17 protein-coding genes are annotated in these 16,171 nt (G+C 74.0%); 13 read left to right on the forward strand and 4 right to left on the reverse strand.

What is annotated here, in order from left to right; genetic code table 11:
* The 7 genes from MNZ39_RS19315 to MNZ39_RS19345 all read left to right on the forward strand — a co-directional run.
* A partial coding sequence (locus MNZ39_RS19315; protein ID WP_242340720.1) for a hemolysin family protein occupies nt 1–954 on the forward strand: 954 nt, incomplete at its 5' end.
* 109 nt (nt 955–1,063) lie between these two features.
* Nucleotides 1,064–1,567 carry a hypothetical protein gene (locus MNZ39_RS19320; RefSeq protein ID WP_242340721.1) on the forward strand — a complete coding sequence of 168 codons (504 nt, stop codon included), beginning with the start codon at nt 1,064–1,066 and terminating at the stop codon, nt 1,565–1,567.
* Nucleotides 1,568–1,642: 75 nt separating this feature from the next.
* The gene (locus MNZ39_RS19325; RefSeq protein WP_242340722.1) at nt 1,643–2,950 is read left to right on the forward strand and encodes an MFS transporter; all 1,308 of its coding nucleotides are present in this window, start codon (nt 1,643–1,645) and stop codon (nt 2,948–2,950) included.
* A 134-nt stretch (nt 2,951–3,084) separates the two neighbouring features.
* Nucleotides 3,085–4,887 carry a HEAT repeat domain-containing protein gene (locus tag MNZ39_RS19330; RefSeq protein WP_242340723.1) on the forward strand — a complete coding sequence of 601 codons (1,803 nt, stop codon included), beginning with the start codon at nt 3,085–3,087 and terminating at the stop codon, nt 4,885–4,887.
* 9 nt (nt 4,888–4,896) lie between these two features.
* The gene (locus MNZ39_RS19335) at nt 4,897–5,847 is read left to right on the forward strand and encodes a ParA family protein (RefSeq protein WP_242340724.1); all 951 of its coding nucleotides are present in this window, start codon (nt 4,897–4,899) and stop codon (nt 5,845–5,847) included.
* A 2-nt stretch (nt 5,848–5,849) separates the two neighbouring features.
* Entirely contained in the window at nt 5,850–6,899 is a 1,050-nt protein-coding gene (locus MNZ39_RS19340) for a hypothetical protein (RefSeq protein ID WP_242340725.1), read from the forward strand.
* 244 nt (nt 6,900–7,143) lie between these two features.
* Nucleotides 7,144–7,350 carry a hypothetical protein gene (locus MNZ39_RS19345; protein ID WP_242340726.1) on the forward strand — a complete coding sequence of 69 codons (207 nt, stop codon included), beginning with the start codon at nt 7,144–7,146 and terminating at the stop codon, nt 7,348–7,350.
* Nucleotides 7,351–7,383: 33 nt separating this feature from the next.
* On the opposite strand, the gene sthA is transcribed toward MNZ39_RS19345, so the two are convergent.
* Nucleotides 7,384–8,832, reverse strand: a complete 1,449-nt coding sequence (sthA, locus tag MNZ39_RS19350) for a Si-specific NAD(P)(+) transhydrogenase (protein ID WP_242340727.1) — start codon at nt 8,830–8,832, stop codon at nt 7,384–7,386.
* A 54-nt stretch (nt 8,833–8,886) separates the two neighbouring features.
* Here sthA and dapC point away from each other — a divergent pair, with 54 nt between their 5' ends.
* From dapC to radC, 6 genes are all read left to right on the forward strand, one after another.
* A complete protein-coding gene (dapC, locus tag MNZ39_RS19355) occupies nt 8,887–10,038 on the forward strand; it encodes a succinyldiaminopimelate transaminase (protein ID WP_242340728.1) in 1,152 nt (383 codons plus the stop codon).
* Nucleotides 10,035–10,859 (forward strand): 2,3,4,5-tetrahydropyridine-2,6-dicarboxylate N-succinyltransferase, encoded by an 825-nt coding sequence (locus MNZ39_RS19360; RefSeq protein WP_242340729.1) that lies wholly within the window; start codon nt 10,035–10,037, stop codon nt 10,857–10,859. Before dapC ends, MNZ39_RS19360 begins: the two co-directional genes overlap by 4 nt.
* Nucleotides 10,856–11,959, forward strand: a complete 1,104-nt coding sequence (dapE, locus tag MNZ39_RS19365; RefSeq protein ID WP_242340730.1) for a succinyl-diaminopimelate desuccinylase — start codon at nt 10,856–10,858, stop codon at nt 11,957–11,959. The genes MNZ39_RS19360 and dapE overlap by 4 nt, the downstream gene beginning before the upstream one ends.
* A gap of 54 nt (nt 11,960–12,013) precedes the next feature.
* Nucleotides 12,014–12,634 carry a hypothetical protein gene (locus tag MNZ39_RS19370; RefSeq protein ID WP_242340731.1) on the forward strand — a complete coding sequence of 207 codons (621 nt, stop codon included), beginning with the start codon at nt 12,014–12,016 and terminating at the stop codon, nt 12,632–12,634.
* 104 nt (nt 12,635–12,738) lie between these two features.
* Nucleotides 12,739–13,374 carry a YceI family protein gene (locus MNZ39_RS19375; protein WP_242340732.1) on the forward strand — a complete coding sequence of 212 codons (636 nt, stop codon included), beginning with the start codon at nt 12,739–12,741 and terminating at the stop codon, nt 13,372–13,374.
* Between the two features lie 225 nt (nt 13,375–13,599).
* Complete coding sequence (gene radC / locus MNZ39_RS19380; RefSeq protein WP_242340733.1) at nt 13,600–14,286, forward strand: DNA repair protein RadC; 687 nt, start codon at nt 13,600–13,602, stop codon at nt 14,284–14,286.
* Nucleotides 14,287–14,352: 66 nt separating this feature from the next.
* Here the strand turns inward: radC and MNZ39_RS19385 are convergent, their stop codons facing one another.
* From MNZ39_RS19385 to MNZ39_RS19395, 3 genes are all read right to left on the reverse strand, one after another.
* Nucleotides 14,353–15,078, reverse strand: a complete 726-nt coding sequence (locus tag MNZ39_RS19385) for an NAD(P)-dependent oxidoreductase (RefSeq protein ID WP_242340734.1) — start codon at nt 15,076–15,078, stop codon at nt 14,353–14,355.
* Between the two features lie 41 nt (nt 15,079–15,119).
* The gene (locus MNZ39_RS19390; protein ID WP_242340735.1) at nt 15,120–15,674 is read right to left on the reverse strand and encodes an Rrf2 family transcriptional regulator; all 555 of its coding nucleotides are present in this window, start codon (nt 15,672–15,674) and stop codon (nt 15,120–15,122) included.
* Nucleotides 15,675–15,926: 252 nt separating this feature from the next.
* Nucleotides 15,927–16,171 (reverse strand): hypothetical protein (locus tag MNZ39_RS19395; RefSeq protein ID WP_242340736.1); only part of this gene is annotated, 245 nt, incomplete at its 5' end.

The raw sequence follows: 16,171 nt of genomic DNA on the forward strand, positions 1-16,171 counted from the left end.
GCCGGCGGGGTGGTGCTCCTCTCCCTCCCCCTCGCCGCGGGCGCGCGCGGCCTCGGCGCGGCGCACGGTGAGATCCTCGCGCTCGCCCTCGCGCCGCCGTTCGTCCTCCTGCGCGCCCTGGCCCGGCCGGCGGCGGTGCTCGTAGGCCTCGCCGCCGGCAAGAACGCCCGCTTCTCGAACCCGCCGCCGCCGCTCGACGAGATGGAGCGCGCGCTCTCCGAGTACGCGCGCGCCCACGGCGCGGGCGGCGCGACGACGACGGAGCTCATCCACGCGGTCTTCGAGTTCCGCGACAAGATCGCGCGCGACGTGATGGTGCCGCGCACCGACCTGGTCGCGCTCGACGTGGACACGCCGGTCTCCGAGATCCTCCGCATGATGGCGGAGGAGGGGCACTCGCGGATGCCGATCTACCGCGGGACCCTCGATCACGTGCTCGGCGTCCTCCACGCCCGCGACCTCGTCCCGATGCTCGCCCACCCGGAGCTCATCGTGCTCCGCGACATCCTCCGCCCGGCCCACTTCGTCCCCTGGTCGAAGCCGGTGGATCAGCTCCTCCGCGAGATGCAGCGCCGCCGGCTCCACATGGCGCTCGTGGTGGACGAGTACGGCGGCATCATGGGCGTCTGCACGCTCGAGGACGTGCTCGAGCAGATCGTCGGCGAGATCGGCGACGAGTTCGAGCAGGAGGAGGGGCGGAGCGTCGAGGTGCACGGCGACGGCACGTTCACGGTGCTCGGTGCGACGCCCATCTCCGAGTTCAACGCCGCCGCCGCCGCCGCCGTCCCGGAGGACCAGGGCTTCGAGACCGTCGCCGGCTTCCTCAACTCGCTCGCGGGCGCCATCCCCGCCAAGGGCGACCGGTTCTTCTGGCGAGGCTGGGTCTTCACCGTCGCGGAGGGCGACCCCCGCAAGGTGACGAAGATCCGCGCGGCGCGCATCAAGCGCGCGTGAGCGGGCGGGCTGCCCGGCGCTCGATCCACGCTGCGGCGGCGAGACGCCCGTCGCGACGCGACCCGCGTGCGAGTGGCCGGGCGTGTGCGCCGTCCCTACCTCGTGACTCATGAAGGAACGGAACGGCGTCCGCGTCGGGCAGCGCGTGCGGGACCTCGAGGGGAAATCCCTCGGGCGGGTGAAGCACGTGTACGACTGGGGCTTCGACGCGTCGAAGGGGTTCCCGATCCTCTTCCGCAGCGACTACGTGTTCCGCTACGACGAGGTGCGCGGCATGCGGGACGGCGCGCTCGTGATCGCGCGCACGGATCGCGACCTCATCGAGCTGGCGGAGGGCGAGATGCCAGCGTCCTGGCGCATCCCGGCGCCGCCCGGCTTCCCGGGGGTAGCGACGCCGCCGGAGGCGCACGCGGTCTTCGCCGGGCTCGCGGCGGCGCGGGCGGCGGGGACGGCCGCGCGCGCGCAGCCGCTCGAGCCCGCCCCATCCACCGCGGCTCCCGTCGAGTCGACCCTCTGGCGCGCGGAGGACGGCGAGCTCGGCGCGGGCGAGGAGCGGCGCTACGCCGAGCGCCGGGGCCAGGGGAGCGACGCCGCTCCGCCGGTCCAACCGTGACGTGACGGTCTGACCGATCTCGGGCCTCGCCGCCGGCGTGGTCCGCAGCCGGTGTCCGCGCTATCTTGCGCGCCCATGACCGACGCCAAGACCCTCGCCCCGGTGAAGCCGTCCGGGGCGTTCCGCTGGCTCGTGCTCCTCGCGTGCAGCGTCGCGATGTTCGGGAACTACTACGTCTTCGACGCGCTGTACCCGGTCACCCCCTTCCTGCAGGAGCAGCTCCACTTCACCGACCAGCAGATCGGGCTCCTCGACACCGCCTACAACGTCGCGGCGCTGCTCACGCTCATCGGCGGCGGGATGCTCATCGACCGGCTCGGCACCGCGCGCTCCGCGGTGCTCTTCGGCGCCGTCGGCGCGGCGGGGAGCGCGCTCATCGCCTTCCTGCCCGCGCTCGTGCCCGGCTCGCCGGCCATCGCCATGGCGGCGGGCCGCTTCGTGCTCGGCGTCGGCTCGGAGCTCTTCATCGTCGCGGCGACGACCGTGGTCGGGCGCTGGTTCAAGGGGAAGGAGATCTCCTTCGCGCTCGCGGTGCAGCTCCTCATCGCCCGGCTCGGCTCGTGGACCGCCGACAAGTCACCGAGCTTCGCGAAGGGGCTCTTCCACGACTGGCAGCCGCCGCTCCTCCTCGCCGCCGCGCTCGGCCTCCTCTGGTTCGTCTTCGCGATCGTGTACGCCACGCTCGAGACGAGCGCGGCGCGCCGCTACGGCGTCGCGACCGCGGGCCACACCGACAAGCTCGTCTGGAAGGACCTCGTCCGCTTCAGCCGCGGCTACTGGTGGGTGGTCGGGCTCTGCGTGGCGTTCTACGCGACCATCTTCCCGTTCCGCACCTTCGCGAACCTGTTCTTCATCCAGGCGCACGGCGTCGCGCCCGACCAGGCCGGCACGCTCAAGAGCTGGCTGCCCGCGGTGTCGATGGTCGGCATGCCGCTCTTCGGGCTCCTCGCGGATCGCATCGGCAAGCGCGCGCTGCTCATGACCATCGGCTCGGCGCTGCTCGTGCCGCCGTTCCTGCTCATGGCGTACACGCGGGCGCCGCTCGAGCTCTCGATGGGGATGCTCGGCCTCTCCTTCGCGCTCGTGCCGGCGGTGCTGTGGCCGGCGGTCACCTACCTCGTGCCCGACGCGCGGCTCGGCTCGGCGTACGCGCTCATGACGTTCTGCCAGCAGATCGGCTGGGCAGGGATGAGCTGGGGCATCGGCGCCGCGAACGACGCCGCGGGCGCGTCCCCGCAGCACCCCGCGGGCTGGCTCCCGGCGATGTGGATGCTCGCCGCGCTCGCCACTGCCGGCTTCGTCTTCTCGTTCCTCCTCTGGCGCGAGGAGCGGGGACCGAGCGCGCACGGCCTCGAGACGGCGGCCGGCGGCCACGCAGCGTGAACCGACCCAGATCACCGGGAACGCGCGGCCGTCAACAATTTGCCACCCGGATCCCGATCTCGTAAGCTGCGATATCTCCGCAAGATCCTGGGATCAGGACGGGATCTTCGACGGCGATGGGGCAGGGCGGGCGAATGGACGGGGTGGAAGGGGCGAAGACCATCGTCGAGCCGGAGGAGTTCCTCCGCAGCGCGCTCGAGAAGATCGTGTTCTTCGAGTGCCGCGTCTCCCAGCTCGAGAGCGAGCTCGCCGCGGCGCGCACCACCGCGGAGCGCGCGCGCGGCGACGCCGCCCAGGCGCGGCGGCGCGAGGTCGATCTCGAGCAGGCCCTCGCGGCCGAGCGCGGCCAGCGCGGCGACGCGCAGGCCCGGGTGGACGAGCTCGAGGAGCGCGTGCGGCTGCTCCAGGAGGAGCGCGAACGGCTCCTCGGCGGGCTCGTCGAGCGCGCGCGCCTGACCGGGGCCACCGGCGCCGACGGCGCGCCCGGCCCCGAGGAGGGCGGCGCGGACCTCGCCGGCTTCATCGCCGAGCTGCGCGCCGAGATCGAGACGCTCCGCGCCTGGAAGGCGGCCGCCGAGGCGGCCGGTCTCGGCCGCACGGCCGGAGTCGACCTCTCCGCCCCGGCGGCGCACGAGGCCGTGCCCGAGCGCAGGGCCTCGCCGCGGCAGGCCCTCGACGGCCGGACGGGGCCGGAGTCCGTTTCCATGGTCGCCGACCGCTTCGCCTCCGGCGGCCGCATGGGCCTCACCGCGCGCGACAGCGACCAGATGAAGGCGCTCCTCGGCACGCGCGCCGATCGCGCGCTCTACGAGCGCTCCCTGGACGATCTCTCCGCCCCCGAGGCGGGCCGCCGCCTGCGCGCCGTCCGCGCGCTGGAGGCGCTCGGCTCGAAGGCGGCCGCGCCGCTGCTCGCCGCCGCGCTCGGGCGCGAGCCGGAGGCCGAGGTGAAGGCCGCGCTGCTCGCCGCGCTCGCACGCTTCAAGGAGCCCTTCGCGGCCGACCTCGCGGCGCGCGCGCTCGAGGACGCGCGTCCGGCGGTGCGCGTCGCGGCGCTCGAGGCCCTCGCGGCCGTCGCGGCGGACGGCGCCGAGGAGCGGCTCTCCGCGGCGCTCGGCGATCCGAGCCCCATCGTGCGCCGCCGCGCGGCGATCCTCCTCGGGTTCGCCCCGGGCGGCCGCGCCGAGGAGGCCCTCGCCGCCGCGCTCTCCGACCCGGATCGCGGCGTCGCGCGCGCCGCTGCGGCAGCGCTCTCCGGCCGCCCCACCGCCCGCGCGCAGGGCGCGCTCGCGCGGGGGCTCGAGCACCCCGACGCGTCCGTGCGCCGCGCCGCCGCGACCGCGCTCGGCCGGCTCGCCGGGGAGAAGGTGGATGCCGATGCGCCCGCCTCGGCGCGGCGCGCCACCTCGCGCAGGATCGCGGAGAAGCTCGCGGCGATGGGAGGGGAGGAGCTCCGCGCGGCCGTCCTCGCGTCGCTGCCCTCCACGGCGCCGAGCGTCGTGACCGAGACCCGGCTCACGACCCCGGCACGAGCAGTGAGCCCGACCGCGACCCGGCCCGCGGCCCCAACCGCGACCGCGACCGCAGCTCGGCCCACGGCCCAGACTGCCGCGACCCGGCCGGGGACCCCGACCGCCCGGCCTTCCGTCGTGGGCCCCGCTCGCCCTGCGGCCGCGGTGCAGGTGGCCTCGCCGGCGGCGCTCCTCGCGCGCGCCGCAATCGCCGTCGCCACCCTCGAGGACGGCGACGCCGCGCCCGCCGCGAGCGGCGACCTCGGCGCCGCGATCGTCTCGGAGGTCCGCGCCTCGCTCCGCGGCTGCACCGCCGCCGATCTGGCGCGCATGCTCGAGGCCGAGCCTGCCCGCATCGACACCGCCCTCGCCGCCCTCGCGGCTCGCGGAACCCTCGTCCAGCGCGGTGCGCGCTGGTTCATGTGCTAGGGGAACGGAATGGAGAACGTCCGCTACACCGCGAAGCGCCTCGCCGAGATCGTCGGCGTGACCGCGAAGCAGGTCGAAGGCGCGCTCGGGAAGAGGGACGGGTTCGCCCCCGATGACCTCCCCGTGCTGCGCGAGAAGCTGCGCCGCCCGGCCGAGCCGTTCCCGCCGCGCATCCAGCTCTTCCTCAACTTCAAGGGCGGGACGGGCAAGACCAGCCTCTCGTCGTCTTACGCCTACCGGCTCGCGGAGCGCGGCTACCGCGTGCTCATGATCGACCTCGACAGCCAGGGGCACGCGACGAAGTGCCTCGGCAAGGAGGGCGGGAGCTTCGCCCACACGCTGCAGGACGTGATCATCCGCAGGCGACCGCTCGACGAGGTCACCGTCTCGACGGGGATGCCGAACCTCTCGCTCGTCCCGGCGAACCTCACCATGAGCACCATCGACCTCGCGCTCATGCCGCTCGCCGGCCGCGAGTTCCGGCTGCGGAACGCGCTCCAGGGCGTCGCGGGCAAGTACGACTTCGTGGTGCTCGACGCGCCGCCCTCGTTCGGGCTCCTCAACCTGAACGCGCTCATGGCGGCCTCGGACCTCGTCATCCCGGTCCTCGCCGACTTCCTCTCCTACGACGGGCTCCGGCTCCTGTTCGAGACCATCCAGGGGCTCGAGCAGGACCTCTCGCACCAGCTCGAGAACATCTTCATCGTCGTGAACGCCTACAACCAGACGTTCAAGATCGCGCGCGAGGCGCTCGGCGCCCTCCGCCAGCACTACTCGGACTACCTGCTCGACTCCGTCGTCCGCCAGTGCACCAAGTTCGCCCAGGCGTCCTCCGAGGGCTGCCCGATCTTCGGGTACGACCCGGACTCGAAGGGCGCGACCGACATCGAGGCGGTCCAGAACGAGATCCTCGGGCGCATCCGCGCGGGCCTCGCCGAGGCGGGCGCGGCAGGAGCGTAGCCATGCGCAAGGCCTTCGACGCCAACGTCCCGAAGCTGCGGCCCCGCCTCAAGAACGGCGCCGTCTCCGCCGCCGCGCCCGACGCGAACGCCGGCATTGCCGCGGCGGCCGAGGAGGCCGCGCAGGTGAGCGCGTCGATGGCGGCGACCGTGGCGGAGGAGACCGCGGAGGAGACCGCGAGCCCCGCGATGACGATGGAGGAGCCGGTCCAGGCGGAGCTGCCCGCCGCGATCCCGGCGCGAGCCGCGACCCGGTCCGCGCCGGCCCCCACCCCGGCGCCGGTGCCGGCGCCCGCGGTCGCTCCTCCGGAGCGTGGCGCCTCCGCCGTCGAAGCACGGGAGGGAGCCGTCGCGAGCCCCCCCTCGCCCGATCCCGCGAACGACGTCCTCTCCCGCCGCGACCGCCTCGAGAAGATCAAGCGCCGCGTCGCCGAGGCCGCCCGGCCCACGCCCCGCGTCGATCCCGTCCCGGCCGATCCAGCCCGCGCCGCCGAGAGCGTGCTCGCGCTCGTCCGCGACCTCGAGGTCGAGCTCGTGCGGGCCCGGGAGCGCGAGGACGCGCTGCGGGCGGACCTCGGAGAGGCGCGCACCGAGCTCGGCCGCGCGGCGGGCGAGGCACGCGCCTCCACCGAGCGGCTCGTCTCGGCGGAGGCGGAGCTCGCCGAGAAGCGCGGCGTGCTCACCGACCTCCTCGGCGAGATGACCGCGCTCGAGGAGGAGCGCGACGAGGCCCTCCGCCGGGCGCAGGCGATGGCCGCCCTCGACGAGGAGCGCGCGCGCCTGCTCGAGGAGGTCACGCGCAAGGCGGACGAGGAGGGCCGGCTCCGCGCCGAGCGCGAGGAGGAGGTCGAGCGGCTCTCCGAGGAGCTCCGCGCCGGCTCCACCGAGAGCGCGCGCCTCCGCAGCGCCGTCGGCGAGCTCGCGCGCGAGCGGGATCAGCTCGCCGGCGAGCTCGATCGGCTGCGCCGCGAGCGGGACGAGCTCTCCGCCGCGAAGCGCGCGCTCGAGCAGGTGCACGCGGCGCTCGCGCAGGCGCGGGCGCGGCTCGGGTAGGTCCCTCGCCTCCGGTGAGGTGGGGCCCCAGGCGCCCGTGTGTCCCGCGCGCCGAGATCCACCCGCATCCCGAGCGGAGTCCCTGCGCTCGCTTCACGGTGTGTGCGGCCACTTCGTCGCGGATCGCGACGCCATGCCGCGCCTCGCGGGTCGCGGCGCCGGCGCGATCGAGCGCTAGAATCCGCCCGGCATCGAGGACGGGCGCGCAGCGGTCGGCGCCCGCCCGCGGCCGGGGAAGGAAGAGATGGCCTGCGCTCGCGTGTCGGGATGTCCGCTGTACAAGGCCTTCGCGATGAAGTCGTCGCTCCGCGTCTGGCAGTCGTACTACTGCGACGGCGACTTCAAGCGCTGCGAGCGGCTCCGCCGCTCGACCGCCGGCGAGCCCGTGCCGCCGAACATGCTCCCCAACGGAAGGCTGCTCGACATCCCGATCGACCAGATCGAGGACTGACTCCCGGCGAAGGAGCAGCGCCGCCTCGAGCCGCTACGGCACCTGCGACCGCGACGACGTCGGCCGCTCGAACGGCCAGACGTTCCCCTCGCGCCGCTCGCGCATCCGATCGAGCGCGTCGTAGGCGGCGTACTTGTAGGCCTCCCCGAGGGTCGGGTAGTTGAACACCGCCTCGATGAAGTACTGCAGGTCGCCCTTGTGGGACATCACCGCCGCGCCGGTGTGGACGAGCTCGGAGGCGTGCGGCCCGATGCAGTGGACGCCCAGGATGCGGCCGTTCTCGGCGTCGGCGATGAGCTTCACGAACCCGACCGCCTCGCCCACGAGGTTCGCCCGCGCGTTCTCGGCGAGGCTGGCGCGGCCCACGACGTAGGGGCGCCCCTGCTCCTTCAGCGTCTCCTCGGTCTCGCCCACCGACGAGAGCTCGGGGATGGTGTAGATGCCCATCGGCAGGATGTTGGACACGCGCTGCTTGAGGATGCCGCCGCAGGCGTGGCTCATGGCGACGCGCCCCTGCTCCATCGAGACCGAGGCGAGGCCGGGGAACCCGATCACGTCGCCCGCCGCGTAGATGTGCGGCACGGAGGTCTGGAACTGGGCGTTCACCTTGAGGAGCCCGCGCTCGGTCGCCTGGAGCCCCGCCGCCGGGAGGTTCAGCGCCTCGACGTTGCCGACGCGGCCCGACGCGACGAGCACCTTCTGCGCGACGATGCGGCCCCCGTCCTCGAGCGTGACGAGCACGTCCTTCTGGCCCGGCTCGATCTTCGCGGCCCGCGTCTGCTGGTGGAGGTCGATGCCGCTCGACCGGAACACCTCCTCGAGCGCGTGCGACATCTCCGCGTCGAGCCAGGAGAGGAGCCGGTCCTTCGAGTCCACGAGCTTCACGTTCACGCCGAGCGCGGCGAACAGCGACGCGTACTCGCAGCCGGCGACGCCGCCGCCCAGCACCGCGAGGGAGCGCGGCACGCGATCGAGGAGCAGGATCGAGTCGGAGTCGTAGACGTGCGCGTTGTCGATCGGGTACTGCGGCGGGTGGAAGGGGCGCGTGCCGGGGGCGAGCAGGATGACGTCCGCCTGGAGCTCCTGCGTGCCGCCGTCCGGGACCGAGACCCGGATCGTGTGCGGGTCGACGAAGCTCGCGACGCCGCGGAACTGCTCCACGCCCGCGTGGTTCAGGGCGTTGCGGATGCGGGAGTGCTCGCGGCCGGTGACGAGGCCGCGGCGGCCCATGAGCTCGGGGATGGTGACCGTGCCCGAGACGCGGAGCTCGATGCCGTGGGCGTCGCGGCTGCGCGCCTGCTGGATGGCGAGCGCCGTCTCGCGCAGCGCCTTGGAGGGGATGGTGCCGGTGTTGGCGGAGGCGCCGCCGGGGACCGCCTCCTTCTCGATGAGTGCGACCTTCTTGCCGCTGAACGAGGCCTGGATGGCGCCGTTCTCGCCTGCGGGACCCGAGCCGATGACCACCACGTCGTAGCGCAGCATGCGGCCCGCTTATAATGCAGCCTCCCCGGGAGTTCGATATTGTTAGCGGCTCCCGTGCAGAACGCCCCGAAGAACCCCGCCCTCGGCGCCGTCCGCAAGAACCTGATGGTCGAGCTGGACGAGCGGCGACGCGCCCTCACCCGGGCCGGGAAGCGCCTGTTCGACTTCGGGCTCGGCGATCCGAAGGAGCCGACCCCGCCCTTCCTGCGCGAGGCGCTCCGCGCCGCGGTCCCCCTGGTGTCGCAGTACCCGAGCGCGTTCGGCACGCCCGCCCTCCGCCGCGCCGCGGCCGGGTACCTCGCCCGCCGCTTCGGCGTCACGGTGGACCCCGAGGCGCAGGTGCTCGCCTGCGCCGGGGCGAAGGAGGCGATCTTCCACCTGCCCCTCGCGTTCGCCGGCGATCCGGCGCGCCGCAAGGTGGTGATGCCCGACCCGGGCTACCCCACCTACGAGGTCGGGGCGCGCTTCGCCGGGCTCGATCCGGTGAAGGTCCCGCTCACCGCGGCGCGCCGCTTCCTCCTCGAGCCCGAGGACGTCGGCGAGGCGGTGCTGCGCGAGACGCTCGTCTTCTGGATCTCCTACCCGCACAACCCCACCGGCGCGGTCGCCCCGCGCGACTACCTGCGCCGGGTGGGGGAGGCCGCTCGCCGTTTCGGCTTCGTGGTGGCCTCCGACGAGTGCTACGCCGACGTCTACTTCGGCGCGCCGCCGCCCTCGATGCTCGAGGAGCAGGTGGAGAACGTGGTCGCGATCCACTCCTGCTCGAAGCGGAGCGGGATGACCGGCTACCGCTCCGGCTTCCTCGCGGGCGACGCGGACCTCATCGCGGTGCTGCGCGCGCTCCGGAGCCACCCTGGCGTCGCCTCGCCCGAGTTCGTCGCCGCGGCGGCGACGGCGGCGTGGTCCGACGACGCGCACCCGGCGGAGCGGCGCGAGATCTTCCGCAGGAAGCGGGACCGGTTCCTGGCGTTCTTCGCCGAGCACGGCCTCCTGGCCGACGCGTCGGAGGCCACGCTCTACCTGTGGGTGCGCGTGCCCGGCGCGGAGACCGCCGCGTCGTACGCGCTGCGGCTCCTGGACGAGGGGATCGTGGTGGCGCCCGGGCCGGCGTTCGGCGCGGGGGAAGGGTACGTGCGGGTGGCGCTGGTGCCGACGCTCGAGGAGTGCGAGGAGGCCATCTTGGCCTGGCGGAAGGTAAGGGCATGAACGACTGGAACGAGATCGAGCGGCGCGTCACGGCCGCGTTCGGCGATCGGCAGAAGCTCGCCGATCCGCAGCACCGCGCGGCGGTCCTCGCGGCGCTGCAGGGCCTGGATCGCGGCGAGCTGCGCGTCGCCCAGAAGGTGGACGGCGAGTGGAAGGTGAACGCCTGGCTCATGCAGGCGGTGAACCTGTACTTCGGCATCACCGGGATGGAGACCCAGGAGTTCGGGCCCTTCCAGACGCGCGACAAGATCCCGCTGAAGCACGGCCTCGAGGAGGCGGGCGTCCGGCTCGTGCCGGGCGGCGTCGCGCGCTTCGGCTCGTTCCTCGAGCCGGGCGCGGTGCTCATGCCCGGCTTCGTGAACATCGGCGCGCGCGTCGGCGCGAACTCGATGGTGGACACCTGGGCCACCGTCGGCTCGTGCGCGCAGGTCGGCCAGAACGTGCACCTCGCCGGCGGCGTCGGCATCGGCGGCGTGCTCGAGCCGCCCGGAGCGCGGCCGAACATCATCGAGGACAACGCCTTCATCGGCAGCCGCTGCATCCTCGTCGAGGGCGTGCTGGTCGAGGAGGAGGCGGTGCTCGGCGCGAACGTCGTCATCACCGCGTCCACGCCGATCATCGACGTGACCGGCGCGCAGGAGGTGGTCTACAAGGGCCGCGTGCCGGCGCGCTCGGTGGTCATCCCGGGCACGCGCCCGAAGCAGTACCCCGCCGGCACCTACCAGATCCCCTGCGCGCTCATCGTGGGCCGGCGCAGCCCGTCCACCGATCGGAAGGTCTCGCTCAACCAGGCGCTCCGCGACTTCGAGGTCCAGGTGTGACGCTCCAAGGCGCACCCGGCGGTGCTCCCGTCGAGTCGCTCGCCCAGCGCACCGCCGCGCTGTGCGGGATGTTCTCGCCCATCGGCCATGAGCGCGCCCTCTGCGACGCGATCGAGGCCTGGGCGCGGGTGCGCTTCCCGCGCGTCGAGCGGGTGAAGGACTCGCTCGTCGTGCGGGTGGACGGCGACGCCGTCCCCGGGCGGCCCACGGTCGCGCTCTGCGGCCACCTCGACACCGTCCCGGTGCACGACGACGACCGGCGCCCGCCGCGCCGCGAGGGCGGCCGCCTCGTCGCGCCCGGCGCCTCCGACATGAAGGGCGGTGTCGCGGTGACGATGGAGCTCGCCGAGCGGCTCCCGCGCCTGGCGCGCTTCTGCGACCTCGTCCTCGTGCTCTACGCACGCGAGGAGGGGCCGTACCTCGAGAACGAGCTCGAGGACGTGCTGCGCGCGCCCGGCCTCCTCGGCGGGGTGGACCTCGCGCTCTGCCTCGAGCCGACCGACAACGTGCTCCAGCTCGGCTGCGTCGGCTCGATCCACGCGACCGTCACGTTCCGCGGCCGCGCCGCGCACTCGGCCCGCCCCTGGCACGGCGAGAACGCCGTCCACCGCGCGGGGGCGCTCCTCGCCGAGCTCCACGGGCGCGCGCCGCGCGAGGCCACGAGCGGCGGCCTCGTGTTCCGCGAGGTGCTCTCCGCGACGCGCATCGAGGGCGGCCACGCGCGCAACGTGGTCCCCGACCGCTGCACGCTGAACCTCAACTTCCGCTTCGCCCCCGACAAGACGCTCGACGCCGCCGCCGCCGAGCTCACCGGGCTCGCCGCGCGCCACGGCGCCGAGGTCGAGCTGACCGATCTGTCGCCGGCCTGCCCCGCCTACGCGGAGCACCCGATCGTGCGTCGCCTCCTCGAGCGGACCGGGATCGGCGTGGAGCCCAAGCAGGCCTGGACCGACGTGGCGCGCCTCGCGGTCCACGGCATCCCCGCGGCGAACCTCGGGCCGGGGGCCACGAGCCAGGCGCATCAGCGCGGGGAGTGGGTGGAGCTCGAGGCCCTCGCGCGCGGGTACGAGCTCTACGAGCGGTTCCTCACCGCAGGGTGAACGGCTCACCCGGGACGCAACCCCGGCGCCGCGCGGGGCTATGATCGCCCTCGCGTGCTCGCTCCCCTGACCCTCGCGCTCGCGCTCGCCGCTGCCGACGCCGCCAGTGAAGGGGCCGTTCCGGCGCCGGCTCCGGCCTCCACCGGGACCGAGTTCGCCCCGGTTTCCTCGTTTTCCTCCCACGCCGCCTCGGCGCTCTCCCCCGGCCGCCTCGGCCTCGCGCGGACGAGCGCCCAGGACGAGTACGGGTGGGAAGGCGGGGCCGAGGACGACGAGGGCGGGCCGCGCCTGTTCCTCACCGCCTGGGGCGGCGAGGCGTTCGATCTCGGCAGCGGCGACAAGCACTCCGGCTCGGCGTTCGGCGGCGAGGTCTCCTACGCGTTCGGCTTCGGCGACCTCGGGCTGTGGGGCTCCGCCTACAAGATCCGGAACGGCGGCCAGGACTGGGCACCCGTCGCGCTCCTGCGGTTCACGAATCGCTTCCAGACGCGGCGCGGGCTCGAGGCGGCGTTCACGTTCGGTGCCGGAGCGGGACGGCCGTCCGACTGGCGCGTCTGGTTCCAGGTGGCGCTCGGGCTGCGCCTCGACCTCGGTCCCATGTTCCTCGCGGGCGAGCTGTCGTTCGAGCAGGACCAGCTCCTGCGCCTCTCCGGCGGCCTCGGCGTGAAGCTCTAGTCGGTCGTCCCCCACCGGGCCGCCGATGGCGGTTGAACCGGAGGGGAGGGGCGTTACATCGACGCGAGGTCGACCTCGCCGATGAACGCAAAGGAGCAGCGCCGATGAAGCACGTCCTCCTCGCCCTCGGGCTCGTCCCGGCCCTCGCCTTCGCGGCGCCGACGACCTGGAACGTCGATCCCGCCCACACCCAGACGAACTTCACCGTGCGCCACCTGGCGATCTCGAACGTGCGCGGCGAGTTCCAGAGCACGACGGGCGTCGTGAAGCTCGACGAGAAGGATCCGGCGAGGTCCTCCGTCGAGGCCACCATCGACGCGAACACCATCAACACCCGGGAGGACAAGCGGGACGCCCACCTGCGCTCGCCGGACTTCCTCGACGTCGCGAAGTACCCGAGCATCACCTTCAGGTCCACGAAGGTCCGGAAGGCCGGCAAGGTCTACGAGGTCACGGGCGACCTCACGATGCACGGCGTGACGAGGCCGGTGGTGCTCGAGGTGAGCGACCTGACGCCCGCGATGAAGGATCCCATGGGGATGGACCGCCGGGGCGTCCGCGCGACGACGAAGCTGAGCCGCAAGGCCTTCGGCCTCGAGTGGAACAAGATGGTCGAGGCGACGCCGGTCGTCGGCGACGAGATCCGGATCGAGATCGACGCGGAGCTGGTGAAGCAGCCGGCGGAGGGCGCGAAGGAGGCGGAGGCGACCCCGCAGCCTGCGCCGGCGAAGGTGGACTGATCGCGCTGCCCGCCGCCGGCCGCCGGACGCGGCTCGACGGGCGAGGCACCCCTCCGGACCGCACGTGACGGCGCCCCGGTCCTCGCGTCCACGAGCCCGAGCGCTCGTGTCCGGGAGGGTAGGCCGCCTCCCGCACGCTCCGTCCGCGCCGCGCCCCTCCCCCTGAACGTCCGGTCACTCCAGAGCGCGATACCTGCCGGCACGTCGGTTGCTCCGGGCGCGCGCATGCCGTCCCTCGCCTCCGACGCGCTCGTTCCGAGCCAAGATCGCCCTCGCGACCGGCTACTCGCCGACGGTCCGCGCGCGCTCTCCGACGCCGACCTCGTCGCGCTCCTCCTCGGCGGCGGCACCTCGCGGCACTCCGCCCGCGCCGCGGCGCTCGCGCTCGTAGAGGCGGTGCCGCTCGCCGAGCTCGCCTGGGCGCCCCCGGACGCGATCGCCAGCGCGCCGGGCGTCGGCCTCGCCCGCGCCGCCGCCCTCGCCGCCGCGTTCGAGCTCGGCCGACGCGCCGCGTGGGCGCCGCCCCGGCGCGGGGAGCGCTGCCTCGATCCCCGCCGCGTCGCGGAGCTCCTTCGCCACGCGGCGCACGCCGAGCGGGAGGGGTTCCACGTGGTCCTGCTCGACGTGCGCGGCCGGCTCCTGCGCGCGGTCCAGGTCGCGGAGGGCTCGCTCGCGCAGTGCCCGGTGTCCCCGCGCGACGCGCTCCGGCCGGCGGTGCGGGAGGGCGCTCACGGGATCGTGTTCGTGCACAATCACCCGAGCGGCGACCCCTCCCCGAGCCCGGACGACGCGGACCTCACCGAGCGCCTGCGGGCCGCGGCCGAGCTCGTGGGCGTGCTCGCGCGCGATCACGTGATCGTCGCGGCGGGCGGCTACTACAGCTTCGTCGAGGCGGGGCGCTGGAGACGTTGACGAGCGGAGGACGGAGAATGCGAGAGCTCGTCGCTGTCAGCACACGGACGCGGCGCGCCGCGTCCGCTATGCCATCCGAAAGCCCGGGTCCCATCCGAGGACGCGGAGGGCCTTTTCGATGTGGACGTAGCCGTCCGCCTCGGCGACGTTGTAGACGCCCGGCTGCGCTCTCGTGATCGCGAGCTGGGCGGCCTTCGCGGCGGCGTCCACATGCACCGGCCCCGCGGGGCTGGGCGCATCGAAGCCCGTTCCGGGCCCGTAGAACTTCCCGTAGCGCAGGACGACGCCTTCCAGCGGCGCCTCCAGCACCTGCCGCTCGAGGCTGAGGACGCCGGTCACCGTCCCGCCGTACAAAGGGTGCGTCTCCGGCAGGAGCGGATCCTCCTCGCGGTGCGGCGTGGGGCCCTCGGCGTAGATGAACCCGATGCTCTGGGCGACGAGCTTCCGGGCGCCGGCGCTTACGGCGGCGGCGACGAGGTTGCGCGTGCCCTCGTCCCGCAGGCGCGCGTTGCGCGCGAGGGCGTCGTTCATCCTGCTCGTCTCGAGCGCGTACGGCAGGTCCGTGAGCTGGTGGATGACGACCTCGGGCCGGGCGTCAGCCACGATCTCCCGGAGCGCGACGGCGTCGAAGACGTCCACGACCACCGGCTCGACGCCCATCGCGCGCAGGAGCGGCGTCTTGTCGGCGGATCGTGTGGTGCCCACCACCCGCCAGCCGTCCGCCACGAGGAGGGGCGCGAGGCGCCGGCCGATCGCGCCGGACGCTCCCGCGAGAAAGATGCACTTGTTCATCGAGGCTCTCCTTGTCTACGTTCACTCAGGGAAGATCGAGCTCAGGACTGCCGGGGCTTGGCTGCCCGGCGCCGGCCACTCTCGGCCGCTGTCCGCCCGATCCTGCGCTTCTGGAACCATGCCTCGGCGTCCCGGAGGAACGGCTCCGGCGCCTTTCGCTCGAACTCGTGGCTCAGGTCCGCGATCGTCTTGGAGGCGAGGAAGCCCTGGAGCGCGCCCTCCGCCTCCCTCATGAACAGGTGGATGCGGCACATCCCGGAGACGCTCCAGGCCGGCGGCTCCGCGCCGAACAGCGCGCAATGGCGCCGGATCTCGGCGCACTCGAACAGCGTCCGGCTGGGATCCACGGCCTCGAGCACGTCCCGCACGGAGATCCGCGCCGGCGGGCGGGCGAGCACGAACCCGCCGCGCACGCCCTCGGTCGCCTCGACGAGGCCGGCTTTCTGGAGCCGCGTGAAGAGCTTCGCGAGGAAACGCTCCGGCAGATCCTGGAAGCGCGCGAGATCACGCACGCTGACCGGCTCCGAGCGCGCCGCGAGGACGAGCAGGGAGTGCAGCGCGTACTCGGCACCGGCTCCGTAGAGGGAAGATTTCAACTAGCACCTCACGGGTCGCAGTAATAGCGTCGTCAGCGCGTGCCCGTCAAGGCGTCGTCGCGGCGGCCAGCTACTGAGCTTCGTCGAGGCGGTGGAGGCGGTAGCACGGGCACGCCGCGCTCGGGGCAACCCGAAGGCTTGCGCGGCCGGCGCGCTCGGGAGCGCCGCCTCGACTGGCAATCCGGAGAGCCCGCAGTGAGTGGGTGCCGAAGGGCCTCTAGGGGCCGCCGGGACGGCCCTCGGGGAGCGCCGTCAGCGCTTCCGCGCCGGCCTGGAGACCGCGGCGGGGATCTTCTTCGAGCCGCCGCTCGCGACCCGCTTCAGCGCCGGCGAGGGATCGTTCATCGCGACCTGCTTGCCGTCGAACGCCGCGATGCGCTTCGCCTCGGCGGCGTCCTTGGCGTCGAGGCCGGCCTTCAGCGCGCGCACCGCGAAAGGCTTCGCGGCGGCGCCGTCTCCGCTGGCCTGCGCGGCGCGGGCGGCGGCGAGGAGCGCCC

The organism is Anaeromyxobacter sp. SG66, assembly GCF_022690805.1.
Lineage (GTDB): Bacteria > Myxococcota > Myxococcia > Myxococcales > Anaeromyxobacteraceae > Anaeromyxobacter > Anaeromyxobacter soli.